Origin of the sequence: Sporichthya sp., assembly GCF_013815995.1 — a bacterium.
In the GTDB taxonomy this organism is placed as follows: Bacteria; Actinomycetota; Actinomycetes; order Sporichthyales; family Sporichthyaceae; genus Sporichthya.
In genome coordinates this window covers 1-25,651 of record NZ_JACDFE010000034.1, presented here as the reverse complement: position 1 = coordinate 25,651, position 25,651 = coordinate 1, and the positions used below count along the sequence as shown (strand labels likewise).

Genomic DNA, 25,651 nt, shown 5'->3' with positions numbered 1-25,651 from the left:
GGTTTGGGTCGACCTCGCCGAGCGCCGCGTCCGACGCGGGGAGGACGAGATCCACCTGACCCGGACCGAGTTCGAGCTGCTGGCCTACCTGGCCGCGCGGCCACGGGTGGCCGTCAGCCGCGACGCCCTCCTGACCGAGGTGTGGGGCTGGGCCGACAGCGCTTTTGAGCAAGCCGGCAGCCGCACCGTCGACAGCCACGTCAAGGCGCTGCGCCGCAAGCTCGGCAGCGACCTGATCCGCACCGTGCACGGCATCGGGTACGCCCTCGAGGTGCCCCGATGAGGCTCCGCCCGCTGGACCCGCTGCGGTCGTTCAAGGCCAAGGTCGTCCTGCTGATCGGCCTGTCGTTCTCGATCACCACCGTCGTGCTCCGGCTCGGCACCGACTGGGCCGCCCGCTACGCCGTCGTCACCGCGCTCGCCGTCACTCTCGTCGTCATCCAGGTCGTCGCGCACGGCATGACCTCCCCGCTGCGGGAGATGACCACCGCCGCGCGGGCGATGGCCCGGGGCGACTACCACCTGCGGGTGCGCGCCACCTCCCGCGACGAGGTCGGCGAACTCGCCGTCGCCTTCAACCAGATGGCCGCCGACCTCGAGGCCGCCGACCGCTACCAGCGCGAACTCATCGGCAACGTCTCGCACGAACTGCGCACCCCGATCGCGGCCCTGCGGGCGGTCCTGGAGAACGTGGTCGACGGCATCACGCCGGCTGACCCCGAGACGATGCGCACCGCCCTGCACCAGACCGAACGCCTCGGCCGCCTCGTGGCGGAACTGCTCGACCTCTCTCGACTCGACGCAGGCGCGCTCCCCCTCGCCCGCGAGGAGTTCGCGGTCGAGCCGTTCCTCGACGAGGTGCGCACCCAGGCCGGCCTGCCCCAGGTCCGGGTCGACGTCGCGCCCGCGGGCCTCACCGCCGACGCCGACCCGGCCCGCCTGCACCAGGTGGTGGCGAACCTGCTCGACAACGCCGCCCGGCACAGCCCGGACGGCGCGGAGATCCTGGTCCGGGCCCGGCCGCTCGGGACCGACAGACAGGGGGCGTCCGGGCTCCTGCTGGAGGTCGCCGACAGCGGCCCCGGCATCCCGGCGGACCAGCGGGCCCGGGTCTTCGAACGGTTCACCCGGGGCGGGGCCGACGACGGCGGCACCGGGCTCGGCCTGGCCATTGCGCGCTGGGCCGTCGAACTGCACGGCGGCGGGATCGCCGTGGTCGGCGAGCCACCCGGCTGCTGCATCCGGGTCACCCTGCCCGCTGCCTGACGCCCCATCAGATCACCTTGCGGAACCGCCTTCGCGGTCCCGTCGACCTGCGCTGCCTTGGAGCCCGCCATGACGACCCCGCCGACCTCCGGCCCCTGGCTTCCCCCCGCCGACCACTGGGCGGCTCCCCTGACCTGGGGGCCGCCCCGGCCGACGCGTCCGCCGTGGACGGCCAAGCTCTGGGAGCCCGACACCGAGAGCACCGCGAGCCCGGTGGTCCTGCCCGCCGCTCTCGTCGTCGGCATTCTCGCGGCGCTGATCCTGCGGATGGAGAACGTCGGCTCGGCCTTCCTGGTCACGGGGGCCGGCGTCCTCACCGTCGGGTTCCTGGCGCGGGGGCCGCCGACCACCGACGTCCTCGCCCCGGCGGCGCCGGTGCGGACGGCCCGGCCCTGGGCCTGGGCCGTCCCCCTCGTCCCGCTCGACGTCCTCTTCGCCGCCTTCGTCCTCGTCCAACTGACGGTGCTGTTCGGAGGGCGCGAGCACGAGCTGCGCACCGAGGGCCTGACCTTCGCCGAGTACGCCCGGCAGGGCTTCTGGCAGTTGACGGCGGTGACGGTGCTGACCCTCGCGGTGGTCGCGACCGCGGTCCGCACCGCGCGCCGGGCGACCGCCACCGAGCGCGCCCTGATCCGGGCGCTGCTCGGACCGCTGTGCGGACTGGCCCTGGTCGTCGTGGCCTCGGCGCTGCACCGGATGTCGCTGTACGAGAAGGAGTTCGGCTTCACCCGGTTGCGGGTGGCCGCGACCACGGTCGAGTTGTTCCTCGGCGCCGTGCTGGTTCTCCTCCTGGTCGCTGGGCTGCGGATGTCCGGCACCTGGCTCCCCCGGGCCGTGGTCGCCGCTGCTGCCGTTGCGCTGCTCGGACTCACCGCGATCAACCCCGACGCCTACATCGCCGAACGCAACGTCGACCGGTTCGAGCGGACCGGGCGGATCGACCTGTATTTACCTGGCGACGTTGTCGGCGGACGCGGTGCCCGCCCTGCTCCGATTGCCCGCCGATGTCCGCGACTGTGCTCTCGTGGACATCGACCACGGGCTGGCTGCGTCCTCGGACCGTGGTTCGACACCAACGTCGCTCGCAACCGGGCCCGTTCGTTGCTGGACCGCGAAACGGTCGGCGTCTGTGACCGCTTCCAACTGTTCCGCTAGAGCCGACCGGTCGGGTTCGGGTCGCGCGCGAACAGCTGGGAGTCCACCGCAACGACGCCGGGGATGCGCGCGATCGCACTGATCACCGGTGTGATCTCGCTGGGCACCCGGGCCGAGCCCCAGATCCGAACCACGCCGTGGTCCACCTGGAACGACGCATCGAGGTCGGACGGCATCCCCGGCAGGGACAGCACGATCTCGACGTCGACGGTGAGCTCGGTGTCCCCGCGCTCGAACGGCCGCAGCAGGTCGTGGGAGGCGACGATGCCGACGACCCGGCCCTCGTCGAGCACCGGCAGCCGCTTGTGCCGGCGCGCCAACATCAGCCGGGCGACGGTGTCGAGGTCGTCGTCGGGGGTGGCGGTCTCGACGTCCGTGCTCATCAGGTCGGCGGCGACCCGCCCCTGGGACTTGGCCGCCCAGGTAGTGTCCCGGCCTCGCAACCGGTCGGCGAAGAGCCGGGCCCGGCCGCCCGCGTTGGCCCGGAAGGCCTCCTTGGCGCTCAAGTCCGCTTCGGTGACCATGCCGAGCAGCACGCCGTCGGCGGCAACCACCGGCAGGCAGCTGATGTCGTGCGCGAGCATCGCGTGCACAATCTCGGTGTAGCTGGCCTGCGGTCCGATCGAGACGACCTCACGGGTCATCACATCGGCCACCGAACTGGGCCTCGGCAGGCCCACGTCTTTCCCTGTTGCTGCACCCTGGCTCACGGCGTCCCCTCCGCTCGGGGACATGTCCCCATCCATCCAGGGTGCTCACAGGATCCGGCCGGATCCAGGGACCAAAGACCCCTTCAGTTGGCCCGAAGGCCTTTCCCGGAGCCGGCTGGGTGAACGTTCCCGGGGCCTCGCGCGTCCTCACTCTGACGTCCACCACGGGGGAACCATGTCTCGGAAGCTCGCGCTCGCCGCCACGGCTCTTGCGGCGCTGGCCGCGCTGGCAGTCAGTGGCTGTAGCGACGACACCGCCACGATGCCGGCGGCCGTCCCGTCAGCGTCCGTCCCGTCAGCCTCCGCGGACGTCCGGCCGCCGGCCGGGTACCGCTTCGTCGGCATCGGCCACGCCGCGGTCGCGGTACCCGGGGTCTGGGCCACCAACAAGGCCCACTGCGGCACCCCGACGGCCGACACCGTGATGATCGACGTCTACGCGGTGGACTCCTGCCTGGCGCCGCGACCGGCGGGTGTGGAGAGCGTCGAGCTGCTCACCGGCGAGCGGGGGTCGGACTTCGTCGTCGACCGGACGCTGACCGTCGACGGCGTCGAGGTGCAGCGCCAGGCCACGACGTGCCAGGACGACGAGTTCAGCAAGGTCTCGATCTGTTCCGGCCGGGCGTACCTCCCCTCGGAGCAGGTGCACTTCCAGGCCGCGTCCTCGACCGACAGGGAGGCGGTCGACGCGATCCTGGACGCGATCCGGATCCTGCCCGGCCAGCGCGGCGTCCCCGGCTTCAGCGCGTTCCAGAACGAGGACCAGGAGCGCTCGCAGCAGTCCTACCTCGCCGACCTGGAGGCGGCCGGATTCCGCACCGAGGTGCGCACCGAACTGCATCGCGGTATGCCGGCCGGCTTCGTGCTCGCCGCCGACCCGGCTCCGGGCACGATGGCCCACCCCGGCGATCTGGTCACGGTGACCGCCTCCGGCGCCGGCGAGGGACCGGCCGACGAACTCACCGTCGAGATGAACTCGCACGACGCCAAGGGTCAGTACGACACCCCGACCCTGACGGACCAGCAGATCCGCGACGGCGCCACCGTGACGCTGCACGTCGGCGACGCGATCTGGGCCTTCGCCTCGGGAAAGTACGAGGCGACCCTGGCCGCCACCTTCGACGGCGCCGCCCTGACCGCGAGCACCTGGGCGCAGGACCCGAACAAGGGCCACTCCTGGGTCGCGGCGAAGCCGGGCACCTCGACCGTCACCCTGACCATCACGGTGGGCGGCAAGAAGGTCGAGCTCGGCACCGTCACCGTGGTCGTGCAGCCCGCGCGCTGAGCCTTCGTTCGAGCGCGGGCAGGGCGGGCTGGCAGGCCGCGGCCAAGGTGACGCCCAGCAGAGTCCCTCCGACGACGTCGGACAGATAGTGCGCGCCCAGGGTGATCCGGGTCCAGCAGACGAGCACCGGCACCGCGACGACGAGCACCGTTGTCGCGACCCGGCCCACGCCGCCCAGGTGCGGCCAGAACACGATTACCCCCGCCGCGCAGATCAGCGCGGCGCTGTTGGCGTGCCCGGACGGGAAGCTCGGGTTGTGGAAGACGGCCACCGGGTCGAGCACGTTTGGCCGGTCACGCTGGAACAGTTGCTTGAGCACGGGGTTGACCAGGCTCCCGATGCCGACGACCAGAGCCAGCCAGATCGCGGCGGCCGAACGGCGCGCGAGCGCGAGGCCCATGGCGATCAGGCCGCCATAGGCCATGACGAGCGGGGAGTTCAGCCACCAGGTCGCGGCCTTCATCACGTGGCGGTAGGTGTCGTGGTTGCGGGCGAGGTTGGTGCCCCGGCGCACGACGTCGGAATCCAGGTCCATCAGCGGCGACCACGTCGTGGCCACCAGCAGGGCGATCACCCCGAACGCCAGGGCGGTGCAGGCCGCCACCCGGTGCGCTGTCCGCATCGACACACGGTAGGTCCCCGTCGCCGGTTGACCTGCGGCGGCGCCTGGGCGCTAGCCTCCCGCCATGACCACCGCGCGTCAGGCGCCCGAGGCCCGCACGGCCTCGATCATGGCTGTGGCGCGGGAACTGCTGCGCGAGGTCGGCTACGAGCACTTCCTGCCCTCCGAGGTGGCCCGCCGCTGCGGGATCTCCGAGGGGCTGGTCTACCGGTACTTCCCGACCAAGCGGCACCTGCTCAACCGCGTCGCCGAGGACTGGTTCGAGGACATCCTGTCCCTGGAGCCGGAGCTCGAGCACGTGCATGGCAGCTACGCCCGCCTGCGCTACGTCATCGCGCACGACCTCGAGGTCGTCCGCAAGGAACCAGCGCTCACCCGCTACCTCTGCCTGGAGCTGCGACCGGCGGCGGGCTACCGCGGCAGCCGCGCCCAGGAGCTCAACCGCCGATTCACCAGCATCGTCCAGCAGGTGATCACGGAAGGCATCGCGGCCGGCGACTTCCGCTCCGATGTGGATCCGCGACTGGTGCGGGACATGGTGTTCGGGGCGATCGAGTACCGCACCTGGGGCTTCCTGCGCGGCGAGAGCCCGTTCCCCCTGCACGAGACGGCCGACCAGATCACCGACCTGATCTACCGGTCCATCACCGCCCGCTGAGTCCCGCGCTGAGCCGTTCGGGGCGTCTGCCCCGGGCGATCGATGCAACCGCCCGGGGGTGGTCTCGCTCAACGCCGAACCATAAGGCGTGTCACGCCAAATGGTTCCTCAGGACATCGTCAGGCCGCCGCTGACGCTGATGGCCTGACCGGTGATGAAGCCGGCCTCCTTGGTGGCCAGGAACGCCACCACCGGGGCGACGTCCTCCGGCGTCCCGATCCGGCCCATCGGCACCGCCTTGCCCAGCGCGGTGACCAGGCCAGGATTCTCCCCGAGCGCCTCATTCAGCAGCGGGGTCTCGGTCGGACCGGGGCACACGGCGTTCGCGGTGATGCCCTTGCGGGCGACCTCGCGGGCCATCGTCTTGGCGAAGGCGATGATGCCGCCCTTGCACGCGGCGTAGACCGCCTCGCCCTTCGAGCCGACGCGGCCGGCGTCGGAGGAGGTGTAGATCAGGCGGCCGTTGCCGCGTTCGATCATCGAGGGCACCGCGAGCTGGGTGAGCTGGATGGGGCCGCGCAGGTTGATCGCGATCAGCACGTCCCAGATCGCCGGGTCGGAGTCGACGAACGGGCCGACCTTGTCCCAGCCCGCGTTGTTGACCAGCAGGTCGATCGGGCCGATCGCCTCGACGGCGGCGCGGTAGGCGGCCGCGACCGAAGCAGGGTCGGTGAGGTCCATGCCGATCGCGATCGCGCCGTGCTCGGCGGCGACCTTCTGCGCGCCGACCTCGTCCTTGTCCAGGATCGCGACCCGCGCGCCCAACCCGGCCAGCTCCGCGACGATGCGGCTGCCGATGCCGCCCGCGCCACCGGTCACGATCGCCGTCTCGCCGGCCAGTTGCCACGCCATGCTCACTCCGCTTCGTCGAGGTTCCGCCCCATCCAACACCGCTCAGCGCCCGACGTACTTGGTGAACTCCGGCGGCCGCTTCTCCGCGAACGCGCGGGCGCCCTCCGCCCCCTCCTCGCTGTTCACGAACAGGTCGAGGCCGGCGCCCGCCATCTTCTCGAACCCGGACTGGTGTGCGGTCTCGGCGTTGAAGGAGGCCTTGAGGAAGCGCAGCGCGGTCGGGCTCATCAGGTTGAGTTCCGCCGCCCACGCCTTCGCGGTCGCCATCAGTTCCTCACCCGGGACGACGGCATTGACCAACCCCATCTCCTTGGCCTCCTGCGCCGTGTACTGCCGGCAGAAGAACCAGATCTCCTTGGCCCGCTTGGTGCCCACCAGGCGCGAGAGCATGTTCGTGCCGTAGCCGGCATCGAAGGAACCCACCCGGGGACCGGCCTGGCCGAACTTCGCGTGCTCCGCCGCGATCGAGATGTCGCAGAGCACGTGGAAGACGTGCCCACCGCCGATCGCCACCCCGTTCACGGCCGCGATCACCGGCTTCGGGATGTCCCGGATCAGCGCGTGCAGGTAGTCGGTGTCGAGGATGCCGTCGCGGGTCGGGCCGTAGTCGCCGGTCTCCGCGCGCTGTTTGACGTCGCCGCCGGAACAGAAGGCCTTGTCCCCCGCGCCGGTCCAGATCACGCAGCGGACCTCGGGGTCGGCCCAGGCTCGGCGGAAGGCGTGCACGAGCTCATCGACCGTGCGGCCCCGGAAGGCGTTGTAGCGGTGCGGCCGGTTGATCGTGATGATGGCGGCGCCGTTGTCCGTCTCGTACAGGACGTCGGTGTAGCCGCTGGTGTCGCTGAAGGCCTCGCCTGATGTTGCTTCCGCCATGGCGCCGGTCACCCTTCCTCAGTACGGTCGTACCTAACTAACGTTTGGTTGCGACCGTACCGCGACTCCGACTGAGAGGCGAGCATGGACTTCTCGATCACGCCAGAGCAGGAGCACCTGGTGCAGGCCGCCCGGACCTACGCGGCCGAGCGGATCGCGCCGTTCTACCAGCAGCGCCAGGCCGAGGAGCGCTTCGACCGGGCGACGCTGCTGGAGATGGGCAAGCTCGGCTTCTTCGGCGTCGAACTGCCCGAGGCGGCCGGCGGGCTCGGGCTGGATGCGCTCACGGCCGGGCTGGTCCTGGAGGCGATCAGCGCTGCCGACTACAACCTCGGCTACCACCCGGTGACCGTCTCCCTGGTCGGGCAGATTCTGCACCGCTACGGCGCTCCCGAGGTGGTCGAGCCCTACCTGCACCGGATGACCGCCGGCGAGCTGATCCCGAACATCGCCCTCACCGAACCCGGCGCCGGCTCGGACGCCGCGAACCTGCAGCTACGGGCCCGGCGCTCGGGCGACGGTTGGGTGCTCAGCGGGGAGAAGACCTCGATCAGCATGGCCACCCAGGCCGACTTCACCGTGCTGTTCGCCCGCACCGGGGCGCCGGATTCGCGGGCGCACGGGGTTTCGGCGTTCCTCGTGCCGCTGACCGACGACCCGACGATCACCCGCAGCGCGTTCAACGACCACGGCAGCCGCAGCGCCGGGCGCGGCACCATGCACTTCGACGACACCCTGGTTCCGGCCGATCATCTGCTCGGCGAGGAGAACCGCGCGTTCGCCGGGGTGATGACCGGCTTCGACTACAGCCGGGCGCTGATCGGGCTGCAGAGCCTCGCGGTCGCGCGGGTGTCGCTGGATGAGACCTGGGCCTACGCCAACCAGCGCGAGACCTTCGGGGCGCCGCTGTCCGAGCGGCAGGGCGTCACCTTCCCCCTCGCCGAGGCCGAGACCTACTACGAGGCCGCCCGGACGCTCTGCCACAAGACGCTGTGGCTGAAGGACAACGGCCTGCCGCACACGACCGAGGCCGCCATGTGCAAGTGGTGGGCACCCAAGGTTTCCTACGACGCGGTGATGGCCTGCCTGCTCACCCACGGCCACGGCGGCTACTCCGACGAGTTCCCGTTCGAGCAGCGACTGCGCGACCTGCTCGGCCTGCAGATCGGCGACGGCACCGCGCAGATCATGAAGATGGTCATCGCCCGGCGTAAGGGCAAGGACGCCCGCTGATCTTGGCCCCCGCGGGTCTCTTAGGCTGGGGGCCGGTCCCCATCCCAGAAGAGCGCTTCACATCGGAGTTGGCATGCCAGAGGCCGTCATCGTCGCCACCGCGCGAAGCCCGATCGGGCGCGCGTTCAAGGGCTCGCTCAAGGAGGTCCGTCCCGACGACCTCACCGTGCAAATGATCCAGGCGGCGATGGCCAAGGTGCCTGCGTTGTCGCTCGACCAGGTCGACGACCTGATGCTCGGCTGCGGCCTGCCCGGCGGCGAGCAGGGCTACAACATGGGCCGCGTCGTCGCGGTGCTGCTCGGGGCGGACCGCCTGCCCGGCACCACCATCACCCGCTACTGCTCCTCCTCGCTGCAGACCACCCGGATGGCGATGCACGCCATCAAGGCGGGCGAGGGCGACGTGTTCATCTCGGCCGGCGTCGAGACGGTGTCGCGCTTCGTGGCCGGCAACTCCGACTCGCTGCCGGACACGATGAATCCGCTCTTCAACGAGGCGGCACAGCGCAGTGAGGGCCTCACCGAGGCCGGCATCACCGAGTGGGCCGACCCGCGCGGGGCCGGCGGCGTCCCGGACCTGTACCTGGCGATGGGTCAGACCGCCGAGAACGTCGCGCTGTTCTCGAACGTCTCCCGGGAGGACATGGACACCTTCGGGGTGCGGTCGCAGAACAACGCCGAGAAGGCGATCGCCAACGGCTTCTTCGCCCGCGAGATTGCGCCGGTGACGCTGCCCGACGGGACCGTGGTGTCCACCGACGACGGCCCGCGCGCCGGCGTCACGCTCGAGGGCGTGGCCGGCCTCAAGCCGGTGTTCCGTCCCGACGGCCGGATCACCGCCGCCAACTGCTGTCCACTGAACGACGGCGCGGCCGCGGTGGTCGTCATGTCGGACACCAAGGCCCGCGAGCTCGGCATCACGCCGCTCGCGCGGATCGTCGCCACCGGCGTGACCGGCCTGTCCCCGGAGATCATGGGCCTCGGCCCGATCGAGGCCTCCAAGCAGGCCCTCGCCCGCGCCGGCATGAGCATCAGCGACATGGACCTGGTCGAGATCAACGAGGCCTTCGCCGCGCAGGTCATCCCGTCCGCGCGCGAACTCGGCATCGACCCGTTCGGCGACCAGCTCAACGTGCACGGCGGCGCCATCGCCATCGGGCACCCGTTCGGCATGACCGGCGCCCGGATCACCGCGACGCTCATCAACGGCCTGCAGTCCCGGGACAAGCAGTTCGGGCTGGAGACGATGTGCGTCGGTGGCGGTCAGGGCATGGCGATGATTCTCGAGAGGCTCAGCTGATGTCGCTTCCCATTCCCCTGACCATGGCCGTGACCCGGGTCGGCGCAGGCGTGCTCACCTACGCCAACCCGGAGCTGTCGGCCAAGGTGTTCGGCATCAAGGGCGACTCCTCGGCCTACACCGCCCGCCTCTTCGGCAGCCGCGACGCCGCCCTCGGCCTCGCCGTGCTCTCCCCTAACCGCTCGGTGCGCCGCAACGCCCTGCGCATGGGCGTCGTGATCGACGCCCTCGACTGCGCCGCCGCGGTCATGGACGCCAAGCGCGGCAAGTTGACCGCGGCCGGCTCCGCCCTGCTGGTCGGCGGCGCCTTCGCCTTCGCCGTCCTCGGCGTCGTCGCCCTCCGCGAGAGCGACTAACCCGGGTCGCCACTGTCGGCGGGCCTGGCTAATCTCCCGGTGTGGCGGATGCGGAGGACGTGCGGGCGATCGCATTGGCGTTGCCGCACGTCGACGAGATCCCGAGCGAGGGGTTCGACTTCCGGGTCGCCAACCGCGGGTTCGTCTGGTCGTACCCGGAGAGCGTGCCGGGCAAGCGGCGGGTGATCCGGGACGACATCGCGGTGCTCTACGTCGGGGACGAGGCGGAGAAGCAGGCGCTGCTGCTCGGGGAGCCGGAGCGGTTCTTCGCCCCACCCAGCTACGACGGTTGGCCGCTGGTGATGCTGCGCCTGGAGAAGGTGACCAAGCGGCGGCTCAAGGAACTGATCACCGACGCCTGGCAGATGCGCGCGCCCGAAGAACTGGCCGACGCACGCTGAGCCAACGCCCTCAGCGGCCGAGGAACTGGGCCGGACGCTTCTCCTGGAACGCGGCGACACCCTCGGGGTAGTCGTGGGTCTCGGCGTTGCGTTGCTGCACGCCGGCCTCGCCCTCCAGGCGCGTCGCCAGATCGGAGACCACCCAGGTCAGCTGTTCCTTGGCCCCGGCGTGCGCGACCGTCGGCCCACCGCCGAGCTTGGCGGCCAGGGCCTGGGCCTCGGCCGCGAGCTCGGCGTCCGGGTGGACGGCGTTGACCAGCCCCCAGTCCAGCGCCTGCTTCGCCGGCACCCGGTCGCCGACCAACGCGAGCTGGGCGGTGCGGGTCAGGCCGATCCGGGCGGCGCAGTGCGCGATCAGCCCGCCGTCCGGGCTGAGCGCGATTCCGGAGAACGCGAACAAGAAGGACGCGGACTCGGCCGCGAGGACGAGGTCGCAGGCCAGCGCGAAGCTCATGCCGATGCCGGCCGTGACCCCGTTGATGGCGCCGATGATCGGCTTGGGCATCGCCCGCATCTCGGTGATGGCCGGGTTGAACAGGTCGTCGAGCCGGGCCCGCAGGTCGTCATGGCCTTCGGGCGTCGCCGGGATGTCGCCGCTGAAGTCCGCGCCCGCAGAGAAGCCGCGACCCGTGCCGGTCAGCACAACCGCGCGGATCTCCGGGTCCTTGGCGACCGCACGCAGATGGCCCAGCAGCGCCTCGCCCAGCTCCAGGGAGATGGCGTTGAGGACCTGGGGCCGGTTCAGGGTGAGCGTGGCGACCGCGCCGTCGCGCTGGAACAGGACAGGGGATCCGTCAGCAGTCACCGCGGCATCGTAGGTCGACTCATCCCCGCAACGCGCCCGCGGGCCACTCGCCGCGCAGCGCGATCTGATGCGAGACGCGACCCTCGGGGTCACGCGTCACCTCGAGCAACAGCATGCGCTCGTCCTCCGAGAGGATCACGATCCCTTGCTGCAGTACGCCCAGAACGGTGGCGGTCGCCTGCAGCAGATCGCTGAGCGAGGCCTCCACCCACAGGGCCTCGGGCTCGTCGCTCAGCAGCGCGAACCCGGTACCGGCCGGGACCTGCGCGGCCGCCGCCCGCAGCGCCTCGACCAGGGGTTCGGCGCCCGGCCAGTGCTGAGTGCTCACCGTGCCGCCGAGGTCTGCAAGCCGGCGGTCCAGGTCTTCGGAGCCCCAGATGTCACACCAGCGGTGCTCGAGACCAGCGAAGCCCGGCAGGGCGCGGACCCGTTCCTGGGCGGACCAGATCCGCCGCTGGCGGATCGCCATCGAGAATCTGTCGACCCTCGGCTCGCCCTTCGCCTGGTCGTTCTGTTCGGCACCTGATCGGCGCGATCTCCAACGCATGGAGCCAATTCTCTGTGACGTCCGCTGCGCGGCGGCCGCGGAGCTGCGGTTTGATCGTCCAGGAGACCGCGGCGGCGACCACGCACAGGCAGGCGGCGATCAACCGGGCGATCGAGCAGCGGCGGCGATCACCAGCGAGGCGGTCTCCCAGCCGACCCGTTCGGAGACGACGGCGGCCACCGGGAGGAACACGAGCTGGCCTGCCGGGATCGGCGGTAGGAGGGAGTCAGGTCGTGCGTCCACTCGTGGGCGCTGAGTAGACCATCCACTCCTTCTGTACCTGAAGACCGACGGAGCGGTACAACCCGATCGCCCGGTCGTTGGCGGCCTGAACGGTGAGGCCGAGGTCGGTGGCGCCGGCCGCGGACAGGTCGGCGAAGGAATGCAGCACAAGCGCCCGGCCCAGTCCGCTGCCCCGCTCCGCAACGGCGACCGCGAGCTGGTAGACCCAGCCGGTGCCGTCGTCCTGGACGCGGCCGATCACCCAGCCCACCGGGCGCCCGTCCCGGTGAGCGATCCACCCACGGAAGTTCTCCGCGGTGAACATCTGCTGCCAGACCTCCATCGGCCGGTCCACGTGGCCGGGCACGTCGGCGAACGCCGCGTCGACGTAGACCGCGAGGGTGATCACGGCCTCGGTGTCGCCGGTCGTCGCGGGGCGCAGCACCGGCGCACTGTGACACGGATCGGAGCCTGCCGGAGATCTACACCAGCGCGGCGTCGCCCGCCACGATGGCGCCTACTTCAGCGGGAATGGTTCGGGACCCGTCCCGGTTGGGTGAAGGTGACACGTCAACTCTGAGGAGGCCCGCGATGGAAGACATCAATGAATGGAACCGGTCGGTCATCGAGGAGTTCCGGGCCAACGCGGGTGTGGTGAGCGGCGTCTTCACCGGCATTGCGCTGCTGATCCTGCACAACGTCGGCGCGAAGTCGGGCGAGCCGCGGCTCAACCCGCTGGCCTACCAGCAGCTCGAGGACGGCTACGCGATCTTCGGCTCCATGGGCGGCGCCCCGAAGAACCCGGCGTGGGTGCACAACATCGCGGCCAACCCCAAGGTCGAGGTGGAGTTCGGTGACCGGACCGAGGTCCTGGTCGCCCGTGTGGCCAGCGGATCGGAGCGAGCCCGGATCTGGGCGAAGCAGAAGGTCGACATGCCGCAGTTCGCCGAGTACGAGGCGAAGACCGACCGGGAGATCCCGGTAATCGTGCTGGAGTCGGCGGCCTAGGTTCCGGTCCAGGCCGGGGCCCGCTTGTCGCGGAAGGCAGCGGGCCCTTCCTGGGCGTCGTTGGACAGGTAGACCGGTTCCCAGATCCGATCCGCCTCGGTGAACGCCTCCGCCATCGAGTGCTCCGCGCACAGCCGCACCGTGGCCTTGCCCGCCAGCACCGACAGCGGGGCGTTGGCCGCGATCCGCTCCGCGAGGGCCTGGGTCTCGGTGACCAGGTCCGCGGCCGGCACGACCTTGTTGACCAGCCCGACCTCGTAGGCGCGTTGCGCACTCAAGGGGTCCCCGGTCAGCAGGATCTCCATCGCCACCCGCGGCGGCACCAGCCAGGACAGGGGCGCCGCCCAGGGCGAGCCCCGTCCGACCTTGACCTCGCTGACCGCGAACTTCGCGGTGTCCGCCGCCACCACCAGGTCGCAGTTCTGCGCCAGCAGGAAGCCGCCGGCGAACGCGACCCCGTTCACCGCCGCGATGGTCGGCTTGGCGATCTCGATGTTGCGGCCGAACTGCGGCAGGAACTTCAGCGGCGGGACGGTGAGCGCGCTGTCCGCCATCTCCTTGAGGTCACCGCCGGCGCAGAAGGCCTTGTCCCCCGTCCCGGTCAGCACCAGCACCTTGGCCTCGGCGTCGTCGTTGAAGCGGCGCACGCCCTCCCACAGGCCGTCCCGGACCGCCTTGTTCAGGGCGTTGCGGGCCGCCGGCCGGTTGATCGTCAGCCAGGCCACCGCGTTCGTGACCCGGTAGGTGACCACCGCCGACTCTGACGAGCTGCCGTCCATGTGATCCTCCGTCGGTGCACCTCTTGTGTGCACGGGAACTTAGCTGGTGAGGTCTCGGCATGGCGGAACAGCGGATCGACGTCACCAACCTGCGCGGCCGACGCGCGGTCAACCGGTACGAGCGGGCCTCGGTCGGGGACGTCCTGGAACGGATGACCTGGGCGCAGCCGGACAAGGTCGCGATCATCGGCTGGCCCGGCGCCTTCGCCGACCATCGGTTCGCCTCGCTGACCTACCGGCAGGCCGATGAGGCCGCCAACCAGGTCGCGAACACGCTGGCCGCGCGCGGGTTCGCCCCCGGCGACCGCGTCATGCTGGTGTGCGAGAACTCGATCGAGGCCTACCTGGCCAAGCTGGGGATCGCGAAGGCCGGGATGGTGGCGATGCCACTGAACCCGAACCTGGCCCCCGACGTGGCCGAGCACCTGATCGGGATGGCCGAGCCCAAGGGCGCGATCGTCGACGCCGAGTGCTTCGGCCACCTCGCGTCGGTCGTCGCGAGCACGGGGCTACCGGTACTGGCGACGATCGCGATCGGCGGGGAGGTCGTCCCGGGCAGCGTCTCGTTCTCCGAGTTCATCGCCGGCGCGGCCACCACCGAGCCGACCGTGGAGATCCACGGCGACGACATCTGGCAGTTGCTGTTCACCTCGGGCACCACCGCGATGCCCAAGGGCGTGATGCTCTCCCACCACTCCAGCCACTACGCGGCGATGGGGTTCGCGCTCTCGCTGACCCGCGGGGTCCGGCTCGAGTGCGACGTCGTGCTCGCGACGTTCCTGCCGATCATCTACCACGTCGGCGACACTCCCTTCACCTACTCGGTGTTCCTCTCCGGCGGGACGCTGGTCATCGGCCGCGGGGTCGACCCGGCACAAATGGCCTCGTGCCTCGAGACCCATCGGGTGACCGCGCTGTGGGGTGGGTCGCCGCAACTGGTGACCGCGCTGACCAACCACCTCGACGCGACCAATCCTGACGTGTCGTCACTCAAGGTTCTCGTCTACGGCTGGGGGGCGGTGCCGCCGGCGACCCTCGCCTCACTCGAACGGCACGCCGGCGAGGGTTTCGCCCTGACCGGCATCTTCGGTCAGACCGAGGCGAACGCCTGCCACCGGTTCTGGCCGGCCAAATGGCCTGCGGTCTACGAGCGCACCGCACCGGCGCTGAACTACGTCGGCATCCCGAGCCCGATCCTCGCCTCCGATGTTGTCGACGAGGACGGCGTCTCGGTGCGCGGCAAGCCGGGGACCCCGGGCGAGGCGGTGTACCGCAGCCCCACCGTCGCGGCCGGCTACTACCTCAACCAGGAAGCCTCGGACGAGGCCTTCCGTGACGGCTGGTTCCACTCCGGCGACAGCTGCATGGTCGACGAGGACGACCTGCGCATCATGGTCGACCGCTTCAAGGACATCGTGAAGTCCGGCGGCGAGAACGTCTCCAGCATCCGGGTCGAGGCCGTGCTCTACGCCCACCCCTCCGTAGCTCGGGTCGCGGTCGTCGGGCTACCGCACGACCGCTGGGGCGAGGCGGTCACCGCGATCGTCGTGCTGAAGCCGGATGCGGCAGCCACTGAGGACGAACTGATCGCGCACTGCCGCGAACGCCTCGCCGGCTTCGAGAGCCCGAAGGGCGTCGCCTTCACCGACGCGCTACCGGACACCGTCGGCGGCAAGATCCTCAAGTACAAGCTGCGCGAGAGGTTCGCGGAGTTCTACAGCTGACAGAGGGTCAGGGTCCGCGGTCGGGTTCGCTGGTACGGAGGCCGTCGCGGAGCAGTTTCCAGTGGGTGTTGCGTTGGGGCTGTTGGAGCGGGTCGATCCACGGGGGCGGGATGAGTTCGGGGTGCCCATCCGGGCCCAGTTGGATGGTCCAGCCCTTGTGATGAACGACGTCGTGGTGGAAATGGCAGAGCAAAGCGCCGTTCTCCAACTCCGTTTCGCCGCCGTCGATCCAGTGCCGGATGTGGTGGCACAAGCTCCGCTAAAGGGGGCTGACGAGGCCCGGTCGGACGCCCACACGCGTCGGCCCATGCGCTTGGCGACGGCGATGGTCGTCCCAGCGCCGACGAACGGGTCGAACACGACCTGGCCCGGTTCGGTGAACAGCCAGAGCAGGTTCTCCACGACGCCGGGGTGCATCTTGCCGAAGTACGTCGAGTCCCCGTCGTACTTGCCGTAGGACCAGTAGTCGAAGGCCATGTGCGGGTCGGGCGGTTCCATTTCCGCAGACCTGCGTTCTTGGAACCAGCGGCTGATGGTCGCTTCGCCTATGTCGAGTTCGGCAGCGATCTCGTCCTGGTCGTGGCAGTCCAGCCACAGGTCCCATGCCCGTGCCTGCGCGGCGTCCTTCTCGGCCTTGCGTGCGTCCTTCGTCCACTCCTGCACGCTGCGCTCAGCCACAGCGAGGAGATCGGCGATGTACTTGACGCGCTCGGGGACCGGCAGGTGGTGGACACCGGCCCAATAGGTCTGGCGCCGTCACGGTCGCCACCTCTCGACCCGGACGGTTACGCCCTGGCCGTGAACATCGCCAGGCGGCATCTGAGCAAGGGGCAGCAGGCGATGATCGCCGCGAAGGCCCGATTTGTTTCAAATCAGAGCCAACGCGATATGGCCCGAGACCTAGGTCTGGCCCAGGGACGGATCGCCTACGCGTCCACCGTCCTCGACCACGCCGCCGACCTCGCCGCCCAGGTGGTCGCGGGTGCCCTGGCGCGGAAAGGTTAGTCCGAATTCGGACGAAGCTATTTCCGAGGAGGACGACGACCCCCTGCGCAACCGGTCCGACCACCTCGCCACCCTGCCCGCCGGTGAGCGAACAACCGGCGGGCAGGGGCGCGGCGCAGGAGCTTCTCTGCCCCGAGGTCCCGGGGCTCCACTCCTTGGCCCCCGGGCTCGCCATGAGTGCGAAACGAGCCCGGGTGACGTTGACGCCGCTGACTCAGGTCGTCCCGTTGAACGTGACCTTGAGCAACGCCGAGGGCCGCGGGACCGTCAACGCCAATCTCTCCTCGACGACCAGTCGGATGATGTTCTCCGTCGAGCGGGAGAACGGGTCCACCTTCACGGTCGGGGCCATGCGCACGTACACCCGGGCGGCCTGGGCGAGGTTGCCGACCAACGCGGTCCCGGCGGTGATCCGGTTCGTGACGTAAGCGCGCATCCCCCACACGGTCATGGACTGTGCGTCCCCGCCGAGCGCGAAGCCGGCGGCGAACTCATTCGCCGTCGAGGTGTACAACCGCACCTTCTCGAAATCTGACGGGTTGATGAGCACCGTGTCCGGGTTGGTGAAGCTGGACCCGGCCTGCAGCAGCGTCTGCGCCTTCGCGACGCTGACGATGCGCGCCTCGGCCGCGACCGGGGCGTAGGTCAGGATCCCGGAAGTGTTGAGCAGCCCGGTCATCGCCACCCCGCCGGTACCGGCCACCGCCGCACCGTTGCCGGAGACGAGCTGAGAATTTTCCTCGTTGAGCAAGCCCATCAGGGCCTCGGACTCCACCATGTCCCGGAAGCTGGACAGGTCGGTGATGGCCTCCTCGCTGACGTCGATGTAGTGCGCGACCTTCCGTACGCCCTCAGTCACGGCGGTGTAGCTGGGGTCCGAGAGCGGCTTCTGCCCGCCTTCCCCGACGACCTTGGCGTTGGACGCCGCGGCGTTGCCCCTGTAGTACGTGACCGAGGCCGCGGCGGTGGCCTCGACCGGGATCAAATCCAGGACACGGAACGCGTCGCGCAAGATCGGGAACGTCCCGGCGGGCATCGTCAGGTAGTCGCTCACCGCGACCTGCGGGGCCGTGGCCGAGGTGACCGCACGCGTCATGAAACCCTCGTGCAACACACTCATCTGATCCCGAGTCAGGAACAGCGCCGGCGCGGCACCGAGTCGGGCGTCGGAGTCGTACTCGCCACGCGTCTGCGTACCGGAGGTACCCGCGCCGGACAGCAGCCCGGGGAAGCGCTCAAGGCCGGCGCGCAGGTCCCGGGACCGCCGCACCTGATCGTGCAAGCTCTCGGCCCGGGTGAGCAACTCGGCGTGCTCGGTGGCCTCAGCCTCAGTCAGCTCACGGTCCTCAGTTTCGGCGCGGGTGATGATCTCCCGGGCCGAGTCCACGGAACGCTGCAGCCAACCGACCATCGGCTCGCTGGTGTCGGTGCCGGCCGCGCCGGCGGTGCTGGTGGTGTGCATGTCAGATCTCCAAACGGATGAGGTCCGCCAGGCGCTGGGCGTGGCGGGCACGGTTCAGTAGCGGGTTCGCGCCGCCGGGGGTCAGGTCGGAGCGCACAGCGAGGATCCGCGCAGCCTCGTAAGAGGGAAAAGCGACCAGGCTGATCTCGTAGAGCTTGACCTCGGTCCGCTCGACCAGCCCAGTCGCCTCGCCACGCGATTCCCGCACCGGTGCGAAGCCCACAGACAGCGAGTCCAACGCACCATCACGGACCAACTCGAGGGCTTCATTCCCGGCCGCCGTCTGGGACACCTTGAGCTCGCAGTACAGGCCGGCGGCGTCCTCACGCAGCACGTCCGCGCGACCCAGAGGCAAAGCCCGGGAGTCGTGGCAGGCGAACACCTTGACCCTCGATGCCCCGCGCTCGGTGAGGGTGCGGGCGAACGCACCGCGGCGGAACACCTCGGTGTACGACCCGCCGGGACCGCTGATCAAAGTCGGGGTGTCGAAGGGGACGGCGAGCCCGACGATGGTCCTGCCATCGCCGCGGATCTCAAGGTCGGTGGGCGCGCACGCACGCCGAAGGATGTTGCTCATGGCTTCCGCCGGGGGTCGATTACCGGGGCGGCGACCCGCATCACGCGGGCGTCCGAGCGGCTCCTGCCGGGAAGATGCCCCTCCGCCTTACGCCGGGGTGCGGCCGCGGTAGGCGACCACTGGCAGGCCGTCACTCTGAGGATACGCCTTCGTCGTGACCATGCGCCTCCAACAACCGGGCCGCGTGGCGGTCCACGAGAACCAACTGCGCCTCGATGCGCAGCAGGTCCCCGTCGCTGCGGGCAGCGATCGCCGCCCACGTCTCAGCCCCGAGCTCGTCGAGGTCGAGCGTGGCGTCCGCGGCGAGGACCAGAGCGTCGCGGCGGTCGCGGACCAGGTTGTCGTGCAGCTCGGGCAATCCGGCGATCCACTCCGGCGGTGAGACGTTCATCGGGGCCTCCTTGGTGATGGTTGATGGGACACGTTCGGCATTCATCGTGGTGCTCCTTTCCAACGTTGGGGCAACGTTCGGCGCGTACGCCCAGCTCACGTCCGGACGTCGTCCGGACGTGATATTTCGGGGAGGGAAAAGTGTCACTTGGCGGGTCAGGGGCACCATCGCTCTGAACTCGGGTGGGCCACCGAGAGTTCGGAGCGAGACGCCGGGTCAGCCCGCCAGGCGACACTTTTTTGTCCGGGGAACCGGGGGGGACCGGTCCTTCGAACGGGCGCCCCGATGATGTCCAGCGCGATCGAGCAGGTGGCCCAGATGGGCCACCTGACGTGGCACGGCCCGTCATCGGCGCGGGACGAAGCTGACCGTTCGCCAGATGTGCGGTCGGCGCGGCCGTCACGGACAAGTCCGTGTTCGACGGGGCCGGTCATTCGCCGTCACCGCTCGGCGCCGACGTCTTGGCGTTGGTCGCAGCGGGCACAGGTGTCCCGGCCGGGTCGCTGGAGCAGCAGCGGCGCGGCGCAGATCCGGCACGATTCCGGTGCCGGATCTGGGTCCGCTTGCCGACCTTGCCGACCCTCGGACAACTTTCCCATGAAGGCGCCATTTGAAAAAGGTTGGGAGGGGTCGGCAAGCCCGGCAAGCTGCAGGTCAGAGGCTTCTCGGAACCTGACGCCGGTCCAGATCCGGGCCTGCGTGGGCAGCGGCGGCACCGTGTCGAACACTGAGCGGATGTAGCGGGAGACCGTCGGGATCGTCGAGGTCCGGCACCGCTCCACCCGGTTCTTTGCGGTCTCGCCGTGCTGCTCGAAGCGCGGGGCGAAGGTCTCCTTGGCCCAGTGCTGGTGGCCGTTCTCCTTCAACCAGTCGTTGAACGCGGCCAGCAGGTCCTCGGACAAGATGCAGTGCTCCGTGTCGGCGATGATCCGCTCGGTCCAGAACCCGAGGATCCGGTCGGCCTCGCACCGCCAGGCCGCAGTGTCGGCGGCGACCGAGGCCGGCACCGCGAGCGAATTCGGGCCGGCACGGTGCCAGCGGATCGCGCCGTCCACGACCCAGGTGACGATCGCGTCGTGCTGGCCGCTGATGTCGTTCTCGATCCGCCGCTTGAGGTCGGGGTCACCGCGGCGGTCGGCGGCCCGCTCCAGTGCCTCCTCGGGCTTGCGGAAGGTGTAGGGGAATCGGAGCAGGGCTAGGCGTCGCCAGGTCCCGTGGTCGGTCTCGGCGATGACGGGGACGTAGTTCGTGGTGCAGATCAGCGTGTGGGTGGCGCGGAAGGTCATGTTGCGGCCGTAGACGTGGCGGGCGGTGATGATCCCGACGTCGCTGATCTGCTTGATAGCGGTGATGTTCAGCGACCTGCCCTCGGTCATCTCCTCCGCGACCAGGAGCCGCTTCCCGCGCAGCGATGCGCGTTCCTCGGAGTGCTCGTTGGTGTCGCAGATCAGCTTGGCGCTGGACAGGGTCGCGTAGTCACCCAGGGCGGGCGCGACCCCGTCGGTGGACAGCAGCGACTTCCCGTTCTCCCCCGAGCCCTGCAGGATCACGATGATGCCGTCGGGGGTGCGGTGACCGGTGGCGCCTTGCCCGATGCGGATCTGCAACCAGACCCGCTTGTCCTCGGGCAACGCCTCGAGCGCGGCCGTCCAGTCCGGGTGTGTCAGACCCGGGCGGTAGTTGCCGCTGGTGATCTTCGTGAGCATCATCGCGGGGTCGTGGGCGATGACCTTGCCGGTGTGCAGGTCCACGATGCCGGCCGGGGTGTTGAGCAGGTCGGGGTCGGCGTCGAAGTCGCCGGCCTGGCGTTCGCAGATGCCGCGGGCCAAGTTGAGCGCCGCGCGCTGCTTGGTCAACGACAGGATGCAGTTCCACGTCTTGATGGCGCTGAGGTCGCCGCTGGCGGCGATCTCGGCGAACAGGGCGACGGCCCAGCGGCGCACCGGTTCCCCGACCGCTTCGTCGGAGCACTCGACCCAGCGCCGGCCGTCCCAGCCGAGCCAGCCGAGCCCGCGGCACCACACGAACTCGCCCGCGAGGACGTCGGCGGCGACGGCTTCGGCCAGCCTGGAGTCCGACACGTCCTGGGGCATCGGTGCCGCCGGGCGATCACGGCGGTTCTCGGTGGCCTTGGCCCAGCAGCGGGCGACGTCGTCACCGCCGCGTTCGGCGAGTCCGGCGGCCAGGTCGGCGCGGGTCGCGACAGCGGCCCTGGCCTGACCCAGGGTCAGACCCGCGTCCAGGCAGGCGCCGACCACGCGCATGGTGTCCCGGGAGCGGTCGCCGGTCACCTCGCCGAGGGCCCGCAGGACGCCCGTAGGCAGCGCCGCGGTGCCGAGGGTGGTGACGGCCGGGGCGACTGCGGCCAGGGGGGCGGCGGGGCGCGCAGGGGCGTCCAGGGCGGTCCGCAGCACCTGCGCCAGCAACTCGGGGGTCAGCGCGGGCCCGCTGCCCGGTTCTGTGATCCACCGCACCAGCTGGGGCGGGTCGCTCTTGTAGTTCAAGGTGCCCGGCAACCGAAGCACGTCGTTGTCGGAGACCTTCGCATCGCAGTCCCCGATCGTTGCGGCCAGGGCCCGGCACATGGCCTCGTGTTCGGCCGCGTCGAGGTCGCCGGCGACCGGGACGTAGACGTGCTCGTGCCCGGGAGTGCCGGAGGCGACGACGAAGATCCCGGGCAAGTTCTTGGGCACGATCAACGGCTCGGCGCCGTCCCGGTCGGCGTGGATCAGCCGACGGGACACGGCGTTGCCTTTGGTCCGGCGTTGCCCGGTCGGGGTGAGGTACGGCCTCGCGTACACGTCCACCCGGCCGGCGGCGAGCTCCTTCTCCAGTGTGTCGAGCAGCGCGTCGGCTTCGCTGGGCCAGGTGAAACCGACGCGGTCGACCCAGTCGCCCGGCCGGTACCTGTATCTGCCGGTGTCCCAGCACCCGTTGCGACCGAAGGACAGCAGGACGGTGCCGACGGTGTCGCCGTAGACGGCTTCGAGGTAGGCGGTCGCGGCGGCCCGGTCGAGTCCGGTCATCGGACCTCACCGCCGGTGAGCTGCACACGCATCTGCGCGCGCTGGTCGTCCTCTTCCGCCAGCACTGCCTCGAACGTGGACTTGTCCTGGCCGAGGGTGCGGTCCAACCGGAAGTAGTCCTCGACGAACTGCACGACTCCGGCATCCGCGGACGCCCAGTGCGGTGCCTGCAGGACCTTGCGGCCACGGTCGTAGAGGGGCGGGAACTCATTGTGGCGCCGCAGTGCGGCGGTGCGCGCGGACAGCGCCTTGTAGGTGGTCTGCGAGTTGGGGATCAGTTCTTCCGACACGAGTCGGTAGAACAGCTGACGAAGGGTCACGCTGATCTCGTAGGACAGGACGATGTTCGCGGCACGCTCGATGATCGGCGGCCAGGACAATTTCTGGGTCATCAGGACCCGCCCTCGTCGAGCACGGCCGGCACCAGCACGTAGCGGGAGCTGGTGACCGGGCAGCGGCGCTCGGCCGCGTCGGTGAACAGCAGCGCCGGCCCGGAGCGGTGGATGTGCAGCCGGGTGCAGTGCGGGCAGCGGGTTACCACGGCGATCCAGAACCGGCGTCCGGTGCAAGGCGGTGAGGCCATGGCCCAGGCGCGGGTTATCGTGGGCATGACGATGGCGCCGGCAGGCAACTCGTCCTCGACCCCGGTCGGCCCGCCCGCCGATCGGGGTCGCACCTTGTCAGGCAACATCGCTGCCACCGATCGAGCCCACGTTGCGCGGGGCGAGCAGGGCGCGCAGGTCCTGGATCTGACGGGGCGTCAAGGGTGGGGCGTCGGCGATCAGGGACCGCAGGTACTCCTGCGCCTTGGCGGCCTTGAGCTGCTGGCGGATCTCGGCGACGTCGGGGTGGTCCGTGCCTTTGTACCGGGTGGTGGCCCCGAGCTGGCCGAGCAGGGTCAGCAGATGGGCGTCACGGGTGGGGTGGGGAACTTTGGTAGCCATGAGGGGCTCCGGGGATACCGAAGGGAGCCGCCCTCAGAGGTGGCATCGCCTGACCGGACAGTGAATCCGCCCGCCGGTCAGCCGAGCTGGTGTGCCGATGCCGAGTGTACTCGCAGCCGACGTCAGATGCCGATATTGCTGACGTCGACTTCGGTGGCCCCGGTCGCGGCGACCTGGCGCCACTTGTCCTTCCATCCCCGGTTGCTGATGGTCGGGCGGCGCCGGCAGGACGGGCAGGTCAGGAACCAGCGGCCACCGGCATCCCACACCGCGTCGCCGGCGGGGTCCGGCGGGTAGGTCCAGCGCCCCTCCACGAGGACAGGGGCCAGGGCTGGGGGCTGGATCTGTCGCCCCACCGCGCCGGGGCGGTCCTCGTTCCTGGACAGGCCGCCGCTGATGTAGACGGCGTCGCCGTCCACGAGCACCGCGGTCAGCACCCGCAACTTGTGCTGCCCGCCGTCGGTACACACCACCCGGATGCGATGCTCGCTCACTCGCTGCTCACGTCCACCACTGTGACCCCGAGGTCGGCGGCACGGCGCCAACGGGCCTGCCAGCGTTCCGCCTCGACCACCAGGCGGTGCCCGCAGGCGCACTCGATCCACCAGGACGGGCCCGCGTCCGGGTAAGGGCCATCGGCGAGCGACCAGGCCCGGCCGATGCTCCCGCGGCTGATCTCCCGGGTCGTTCCGCCGCCGACGCCGTCGGGTTGGAACTCGGCCACGCCGAGCCCGTCGCTCACCCGCGCGTAACCCTCCTCCACGGCCACCGCACCGAGCTGCTGGGGCAGGTGAGTACCGGACCCGGTGCAGATGATCTGGATGTGGTGCTCGCTCACGGGCGCTGAGCTTTCCCGATCTCGATCCGGCTGGTGTCCACGCCCCGGTTGTCCCCGCGGTTGGCGGCCCGGTTCACCTTCACCGTCATCACCGCGCGGATCGCCTCCCGGCGGGCCGGTAGTGGCATCTCCTGGAACCGGAGCAGCACCTCCGCGGCGCCGCCCTCCAGGTCGAGCAGCCCGATCAGGGCCGCGGGTACCGCGGCGGCGGCGGCGCGGGCCTGGGCGGCGGCCAGGCGGGGCAGTAGTCCGGCCTCGACACGGGCCAGGCTGATCGCGGTCAGCTCCCCCTGCCCGGCCAGGTCCCGGAACTCCTCCAGCTGGGCCTCCAGGGCCTCCACCTCGCCCTGTGCACCGAGCCCGACCGGGTCCGCGGCGGCGAGGATCTCGGCGCAGTACCCGGGATCCGCCAACTTGGCCACCAAGTTCACGACCACGTGGTCATCGAGGACCTGCTGGCCGATGCTGACATGCACCGTGCCGCCGCCGCACCGGTAGGAAGCGGGCCGGCCTCGCTTGGCCGGGATGCCCGCCAGGGTCGCTCCGCACACCCCGCACCGGGCGAGGTAGGACAGCAGCCAGCGGGCCCGCCCCGGCCGGGTGGTCTTGCGGATCGGGTCATTGAGCCGCCGGGTCACCGCCCAGAACGTGGCCTCGTCCACCAGCGCGGGCCAGTTCCCGTCGAGTAGTTCCCCACCGGCCCGGCGCTTGGCGATGTAGAGCGGGCTCAGGGCGATGCGGCGCACGTTCTCCCTCGCCCACGGCGTGCCCTCGGTGGTGGACACGGCCCCGGCGGCGTTCAACGTGCGGGTCACCGCGACGATCGGCTCCCCGGCGTTGATTCTTCGGAAAATCTCGAGCACGACCGGGGCCTGGTCCGGGTGCGCGCGCTGGGCGATGAGTGCCTTCGTCGCCGGGTCATAGACCCGCTCGAACCCGAACGGCACCCGGCCGTGGGGGCGACCGGCGATCGCGTTGGCGGCCATCGAGCGCTTGATCCGCTCGCTAGCCTTCTCCGACTCATACCCGGAGTCGACGCCGTCCTCGGCGAGGGAACGCCAGTCGCGGGGCACGGTCGGATCGTAGGTGCGGTGGTGCGAGGTCACGTGGATCATCACCCCGCGCGAGCGACACGTCGCGATCAACGTCGCCCAGGCCACCAGCTCGCGGGACCCACGGCTCGGCTCCCACAGGACCAGGACGTCGATCTGATCGGCCTCGATCGCGGCGACGATCGACTCCCAGCCGGGCCGGGCCTTGCCGTTGGCGAACCGGCTCGCCGAGACGTCGTTGTCGGCCGCGGTGAGCGCCACGTCCCAGCCGTTCGCGTCGGTGGCGGCCCGGTTCCCGGCCTGCTGCTCGGCCACCGAGCGGGCGTCACCGCGCCGATCGGAGCTGACCCGGTCGTAGATCCCGGCGCGCAGGGGCTTGGCCTGGGTCTTCGCTGCTCGTGGGCTCATGGCCCCACCCTACGCCTCCGTAGGGGGTTAGCGTACGTTCTCCTGCCCGTGACACCACGCCGCCGGTCTCGTGCAGCCGGGGAAGACGCAGCCGATGTCGCGGGCCATCAGGGCGGCCCAGATCGCCGGGGTCATCGGGCGGGACTCGCGCC

Annotated in this window: 32 protein-coding genes; 12 read left to right on the top strand and 20 right to left on the bottom strand. The window is 70.5% G+C overall.

The genetic code is table 11. From position 1 onward, the window contains the following. The 3 genes from H0X00_RS06240 to H0X00_RS06230 form a co-directional block, all read left to right on the top strand. Window positions 1-283 (top strand): winged helix-turn-helix domain-containing protein (locus tag H0X00_RS06240; protein ID WP_293768133.1); only part of this gene is annotated, 283 nt, incomplete at its 5' end. Beyond that, window positions 280-1,266 carry a HAMP domain-containing sensor histidine kinase gene (locus tag H0X00_RS06235; protein WP_293768131.1) on the top strand — a complete coding sequence of 329 codons (987 nt, stop codon included), beginning with the start codon at window positions 280-282 and terminating at the stop codon, window positions 1,264-1,266. The genes H0X00_RS06240 and H0X00_RS06235, both read left to right, overlap by 4 nt. Before the next feature lie 69 nt (window positions 1,267-1,335). Beyond that, a complete protein-coding gene (locus H0X00_RS06230; RefSeq protein ID WP_293768129.1) occupies window positions 1,336-2,421 on the top strand; it encodes a DUF4173 domain-containing protein in 1,086 nt (361 codons plus the stop codon). Here the strand turns inward: H0X00_RS06230 and H0X00_RS06225 are convergent. Next, window positions 2,418-3,101, bottom strand: a complete 684-nt coding sequence (locus H0X00_RS06225; RefSeq protein WP_293768126.1) for a CBS domain-containing protein — start codon at window positions 3,099-3,101, stop codon at window positions 2,418-2,420. The genes H0X00_RS06230 and H0X00_RS06225 overlap by 4 nt on opposite strands. 205 nt (window positions 3,102-3,306) lie before the next feature. Between H0X00_RS06225 and H0X00_RS06220 the strand changes: the two genes are divergently transcribed. Next, window positions 3,307-4,416: a PASTA domain-containing protein gene (locus H0X00_RS06220; RefSeq protein ID WP_293768124.1), complete on the top strand. Its 1,110-nt coding sequence runs from the start codon at window positions 3,307-3,309 to the stop codon at window positions 4,414-4,416. On the opposite strand, the gene H0X00_RS06215 is transcribed toward H0X00_RS06220, so the two are convergent. Further along, window positions 4,388-5,038: a phosphatase PAP2 family protein gene (locus tag H0X00_RS06215; RefSeq protein WP_293768121.1), complete on the bottom strand. Its 651-nt coding sequence runs from the start codon at window positions 5,036-5,038 to the stop codon at window positions 4,388-4,390. The two genes, H0X00_RS06220 and H0X00_RS06215, sit on opposite strands and share 29 nt — an antisense overlap. Before the next feature lie 64 nt (window positions 5,039-5,102). Here H0X00_RS06215 and H0X00_RS06210 point away from each other — a divergent pair, with 64 nt between their 5' ends. Beyond that, entirely contained in the window at window positions 5,103-5,696 is a 594-nt protein-coding gene (locus H0X00_RS06210) for a TetR/AcrR family transcriptional regulator (protein ID WP_293768119.1), read from the top strand. A gap of 108 nt (window positions 5,697-5,804) precedes the next feature. Here the strand turns inward: H0X00_RS06210 and H0X00_RS06205 are convergent, their stop codons facing one another. Both H0X00_RS06205 and H0X00_RS06200 read right to left on the bottom strand, forming a co-directional pair. After that, the gene (locus tag H0X00_RS06205) at window positions 5,805-6,548 is read right to left on the bottom strand and encodes an SDR family oxidoreductase (protein WP_293768117.1); all 744 of its coding nucleotides are present in this window, start codon (window positions 6,546-6,548) and stop codon (window positions 5,805-5,807) included. Window positions 6,549-6,590: 42 nt separating this feature from the next. Continuing rightward, window positions 6,591-7,421: an enoyl-CoA hydratase-related protein gene (locus H0X00_RS06200; RefSeq protein ID WP_293768135.1), complete on the bottom strand. Its 831-nt coding sequence runs from the start codon at window positions 7,419-7,421 to the stop codon at window positions 6,591-6,593. An 84-nt stretch (window positions 7,422-7,505) separates the two neighbouring features. Between H0X00_RS06200 and H0X00_RS06195 the strand changes: the two genes are divergently transcribed. The 4 genes from H0X00_RS06195 (at window position 7,506) to H0X00_RS06180 (ending at window position 10,711) form a co-directional block, all read left to right on the top strand. Next, window positions 7,506-8,654, top strand: coding sequence for an acyl-CoA dehydrogenase family protein (locus tag H0X00_RS06195; protein WP_293768112.1), 1,149 nt, complete (start codon window positions 7,506-7,508; stop codon window positions 8,652-8,654). A 73-nt stretch (window positions 8,655-8,727) separates the two neighbouring features. Beyond that, complete coding sequence (locus H0X00_RS06190; protein ID WP_293768111.1) at window positions 8,728-9,954, top strand: acetyl-CoA C-acetyltransferase; 1,227 nt, start codon at window positions 8,728-8,730, stop codon at window positions 9,952-9,954. Continuing rightward, window positions 9,954-10,310, top strand: coding sequence for a hypothetical protein (locus H0X00_RS06185; protein ID WP_293768110.1), 357 nt, complete (start codon window positions 9,954-9,956; stop codon window positions 10,308-10,310). Before H0X00_RS06190 ends, H0X00_RS06185 begins: the two co-directional genes overlap by 1 nt. Before the next feature lie 41 nt (window positions 10,311-10,351). Next, entirely contained in the window at window positions 10,352-10,711 is a 360-nt protein-coding gene (locus H0X00_RS06180; RefSeq protein ID WP_293768108.1) for an MmcQ/YjbR family DNA-binding protein, read from the top strand. Between the two features lie 10 nt (window positions 10,712-10,721). On the opposite strand, the gene H0X00_RS06175 is transcribed toward H0X00_RS06180, so the two are convergent. From H0X00_RS06175 to H0X00_RS06160, 4 genes are all read right to left on the bottom strand, one after another. After that, window positions 10,722-11,516 carry an enoyl-CoA hydratase-related protein gene (locus tag H0X00_RS06175; RefSeq protein WP_293768106.1) on the bottom strand — a complete coding sequence of 265 codons (795 nt, stop codon included), beginning with the start codon at window positions 11,514-11,516 and terminating at the stop codon, window positions 10,722-10,724. Between the two features lie 19 nt (window positions 11,517-11,535). Next, window positions 11,536-11,985 carry a hypothetical protein gene (locus H0X00_RS06170; RefSeq protein ID WP_293768104.1) on the bottom strand — a complete coding sequence of 150 codons (450 nt, stop codon included), beginning with the start codon at window positions 11,983-11,985 and terminating at the stop codon, window positions 11,536-11,538. A 177-nt stretch (window positions 11,986-12,162) separates the two neighbouring features. Continuing rightward, a complete protein-coding gene (locus tag H0X00_RS06165; RefSeq protein WP_293768102.1) occupies window positions 12,163-12,306 on the bottom strand; it encodes a hypothetical protein in 144 nt (47 codons plus the stop codon). Further along, window positions 12,290-12,730 (bottom strand): GNAT family N-acetyltransferase, encoded by a 441-nt coding sequence (locus tag H0X00_RS06160; protein ID WP_293768100.1) that lies wholly within the window; start codon window positions 12,728-12,730, stop codon window positions 12,290-12,292. Before H0X00_RS06160 ends, H0X00_RS06165 begins: the two co-directional genes overlap by 17 nt. A 155-nt stretch (window positions 12,731-12,885) precedes the next feature. Between H0X00_RS06160 and H0X00_RS06155 the strand changes: the two genes are divergently transcribed. Further along, window positions 12,886-13,293 carry a nitroreductase family deazaflavin-dependent oxidoreductase gene (locus H0X00_RS06155; RefSeq protein WP_367186457.1) on the top strand — a complete coding sequence of 136 codons (408 nt, stop codon included), beginning with the start codon at window positions 12,886-12,888 and terminating at the stop codon, window positions 13,291-13,293. Here the strand turns inward: H0X00_RS06155 and H0X00_RS06150 are convergent. After that, on the bottom strand, window positions 13,290-14,072 hold the full coding sequence (locus tag H0X00_RS06150; RefSeq protein ID WP_293768096.1) for an enoyl-CoA hydratase-related protein: 783 nt from the start codon (window positions 14,070-14,072) through the stop codon (window positions 13,290-13,292). The genes H0X00_RS06155 and H0X00_RS06150 overlap by 4 nt on opposite strands. A gap of 59 nt (window positions 14,073-14,131) precedes the next feature. On the opposite strand from H0X00_RS06150, the gene H0X00_RS06145 reads away from it, so the two are divergent. Beyond that, entirely contained in the window at window positions 14,132-15,796 is a 1,665-nt protein-coding gene (locus tag H0X00_RS06145; protein WP_293768094.1) for an AMP-binding protein, read from the top strand. On the opposite strand, the gene H0X00_RS06140 is transcribed toward H0X00_RS06145, so the two are convergent. Further along, window positions 15,725-16,474 (bottom strand): DNA methyltransferase, encoded by a 750-nt coding sequence (locus H0X00_RS06140; protein WP_293768092.1) that lies wholly within the window; start codon window positions 16,472-16,474, stop codon window positions 15,725-15,727. The genes H0X00_RS06145 and H0X00_RS06140 overlap by 72 nt on opposite strands. A gap of 120 nt (window positions 16,475-16,594) precedes the next feature. On the opposite strand from H0X00_RS06140, the gene H0X00_RS06135 reads away from it, so the two are divergent. Continuing rightward, entirely contained in the window at window positions 16,595-16,801 is a 207-nt protein-coding gene (locus tag H0X00_RS06135) for a hypothetical protein (protein WP_293768089.1), read from the top strand. Between the two features lie 214 nt (window positions 16,802-17,015). Here H0X00_RS06135 and H0X00_RS06130 read toward each other — a convergent pair whose 3' ends face one another. From H0X00_RS06130 to H0X00_RS06085, 10 genes are all read right to left on the bottom strand, one after another. Then, complete coding sequence (locus H0X00_RS06130) at window positions 17,016-18,263, bottom strand: phage major capsid protein (RefSeq protein WP_293768087.1); 1,248 nt, start codon at window positions 18,261-18,263, stop codon at window positions 17,016-17,018. A gap of 1 nt (window position 18,264) precedes the next feature. Then, window positions 18,265-18,840 carry an HK97 family phage prohead protease gene (locus H0X00_RS06125; protein ID WP_293768085.1) on the bottom strand — a complete coding sequence of 192 codons (576 nt, stop codon included), beginning with the start codon at window positions 18,838-18,840 and terminating at the stop codon, window positions 18,265-18,267. A gap of 130 nt (window positions 18,841-18,970) precedes the next feature. After that, entirely contained in the window at window positions 18,971-19,276 is a 306-nt protein-coding gene (locus H0X00_RS06120) for a hypothetical protein (protein WP_293768082.1), read from the bottom strand. 395 nt (window positions 19,277-19,671) lie between these two features. Next, window positions 19,672-22,257: a phage/plasmid primase, P4 family gene (locus H0X00_RS06115; RefSeq protein WP_293768080.1), complete on the bottom strand. Its 2,586-nt coding sequence runs from the start codon at window positions 22,255-22,257 to the stop codon at window positions 19,672-19,674. Beyond that, complete coding sequence (locus tag H0X00_RS06110; protein WP_293768078.1) at window positions 22,254-22,649, bottom strand: hypothetical protein; 396 nt, start codon at window positions 22,647-22,649, stop codon at window positions 22,254-22,256. Before H0X00_RS06110 ends, H0X00_RS06115 begins: the two co-directional genes overlap by 4 nt. Then, entirely contained in the window at window positions 22,649-22,948 is a 300-nt protein-coding gene (locus H0X00_RS06105) for a hypothetical protein (protein WP_293768076.1), read from the bottom strand. The genes H0X00_RS06110 and H0X00_RS06105 overlap by 1 nt, the downstream gene beginning before the upstream one ends. Continuing rightward, a complete protein-coding gene (locus H0X00_RS06100; protein WP_293768073.1) occupies window positions 22,938-23,201 on the bottom strand; it encodes a hypothetical protein in 264 nt (87 codons plus the stop codon). Before H0X00_RS06100 ends, H0X00_RS06105 begins: the two co-directional genes overlap by 11 nt. A 122-nt stretch (window positions 23,202-23,323) precedes the next feature. Then, on the bottom strand, window positions 23,324-23,695 hold the full coding sequence (locus H0X00_RS06095) for a hypothetical protein (protein WP_293768071.1): 372 nt from the start codon (window positions 23,693-23,695) through the stop codon (window positions 23,324-23,326). Continuing rightward, on the bottom strand, window positions 23,692-24,039 hold the full coding sequence (locus H0X00_RS06090; protein ID WP_293768069.1) for a hypothetical protein: 348 nt from the start codon (window positions 24,037-24,039) through the stop codon (window positions 23,692-23,694). Before H0X00_RS06090 ends, H0X00_RS06095 begins: the two co-directional genes overlap by 4 nt. After that, window positions 24,036-25,499 (bottom strand): recombinase family protein, encoded by a 1,464-nt coding sequence (locus H0X00_RS06085; protein WP_293768066.1) that lies wholly within the window; start codon window positions 25,497-25,499, stop codon window positions 24,036-24,038. The genes H0X00_RS06090 and H0X00_RS06085 overlap by 4 nt, the downstream gene beginning before the upstream one ends. Window positions 25,500-25,651 lie beyond the last annotated feature (152 nt).

Bases quoted from the DNA above. Each gene is read 5' to 3' on its own strand.
- H0X00_RS06170 (WP_293768104.1), bottom strand. From the start codon at position 11,985: ATGGCGATCCGCCAGCGGCGGATCTGGTCCGCCCAGGAACGGGTCCGC.
- H0X00_RS06220 (WP_293768124.1), top strand. From the start codon at position 3,307: ATGTCTCGGAAGCTCGCGCTCGCCGCCACGGCTCTTGCGGCGCTGGCC.
- H0X00_RS06185 (WP_293768110.1), top strand. From the start codon at position 9,954: ATGTCGCTTCCCATTCCCCTGACCATGGCCGTGACCCGGGTCGGCGCA.
- H0X00_RS06210 (WP_293768119.1), top strand. From the start codon at position 5,103: ATGACCACCGCGCGTCAGGCGCCCGAGGCCCGCACGGCCTCGATCATG.
- H0X00_RS06130 (WP_293768087.1), bottom strand. From the start codon at position 18,263: ATGCACACCACCAGCACCGCCGGCGCGGCCGGCACCGACACCAGCGAG.
- H0X00_RS06105 (WP_293768076.1), bottom strand. From the start codon at position 22,948: ATGTTGCCTGACAAGGTGCGACCCCGATCGGCGGGCGGGCCGACCGGG.
- H0X00_RS06120 (WP_293768082.1), bottom strand. From the start codon at position 19,276: ATGAATGCCGAACGTGTCCCATCAACCATCACCAAGGAGGCCCCGATG.
- H0X00_RS06215 (WP_293768121.1), bottom strand. From the start codon at position 5,038: ATGCGGACAGCGCACCGGGTGGCGGCCTGCACCGCCCTGGCGTTCGGG.
- H0X00_RS06125 (WP_293768085.1), bottom strand. From the start codon at position 18,840: ATGAGCAACATCCTTCGGCGTGCGTGCGCGCCCACCGACCTTGAGATC.
- H0X00_RS06110 (WP_293768078.1), bottom strand. From the start codon at position 22,649: ATGACCCAGAAATTGTCCTGGCCGCCGATCATCGAGCGTGCCGCGAAC.
- H0X00_RS06100 (WP_293768073.1), bottom strand. From the start codon at position 23,201: ATGGCTACCAAAGTTCCCCACCCCACCCGTGACGCCCATCTGCTGACC.
- H0X00_RS06150 (WP_293768096.1), bottom strand. From the start codon at position 14,072: ATGGACGGCAGCTCGTCAGAGTCGGCGGTGGTCACCTACCGGGTCACG.
- H0X00_RS06085 (WP_293768066.1), bottom strand. From the start codon at position 25,499: ATGAGCCCACGAGCAGCGAAGACCCAGGCCAAGCCCCTGCGCGCCGGG.
- H0X00_RS06195 (WP_293768112.1), top strand. From the start codon at position 7,506: ATGGACTTCTCGATCACGCCAGAGCAGGAGCACCTGGTGCAGGCCGCC.
- H0X00_RS06145 (WP_293768094.1), top strand. From the start codon at position 14,132: ATGGCGGAACAGCGGATCGACGTCACCAACCTGCGCGGCCGACGCGCG.
- H0X00_RS06205 (WP_293768117.1), bottom strand. From the start codon at position 6,548: ATGGCGTGGCAACTGGCCGGCGAGACGGCGATCGTGACCGGTGGCGCG.
- H0X00_RS06230 (WP_293768129.1), top strand. From the start codon at position 1,336: ATGACGACCCCGCCGACCTCCGGCCCCTGGCTTCCCCCCGCCGACCAC.
- H0X00_RS06190 (WP_293768111.1), top strand. From the start codon at position 8,728: ATGCCAGAGGCCGTCATCGTCGCCACCGCGCGAAGCCCGATCGGGCGC.
- H0X00_RS06115 (WP_293768080.1), bottom strand. From the start codon at position 22,257: ATGACCGGACTCGACCGGGCCGCCGCGACCGCCTACCTCGAAGCCGTC.
- H0X00_RS06200 (WP_293768135.1), bottom strand. From the start codon at position 7,421: ATGGCGGAAGCAACATCAGGCGAGGCCTTCAGCGACACCAGCGGCTAC.
- H0X00_RS06235 (WP_293768131.1), top strand. From the start codon at position 280: ATGAGGCTCCGCCCGCTGGACCCGCTGCGGTCGTTCAAGGCCAAGGTC.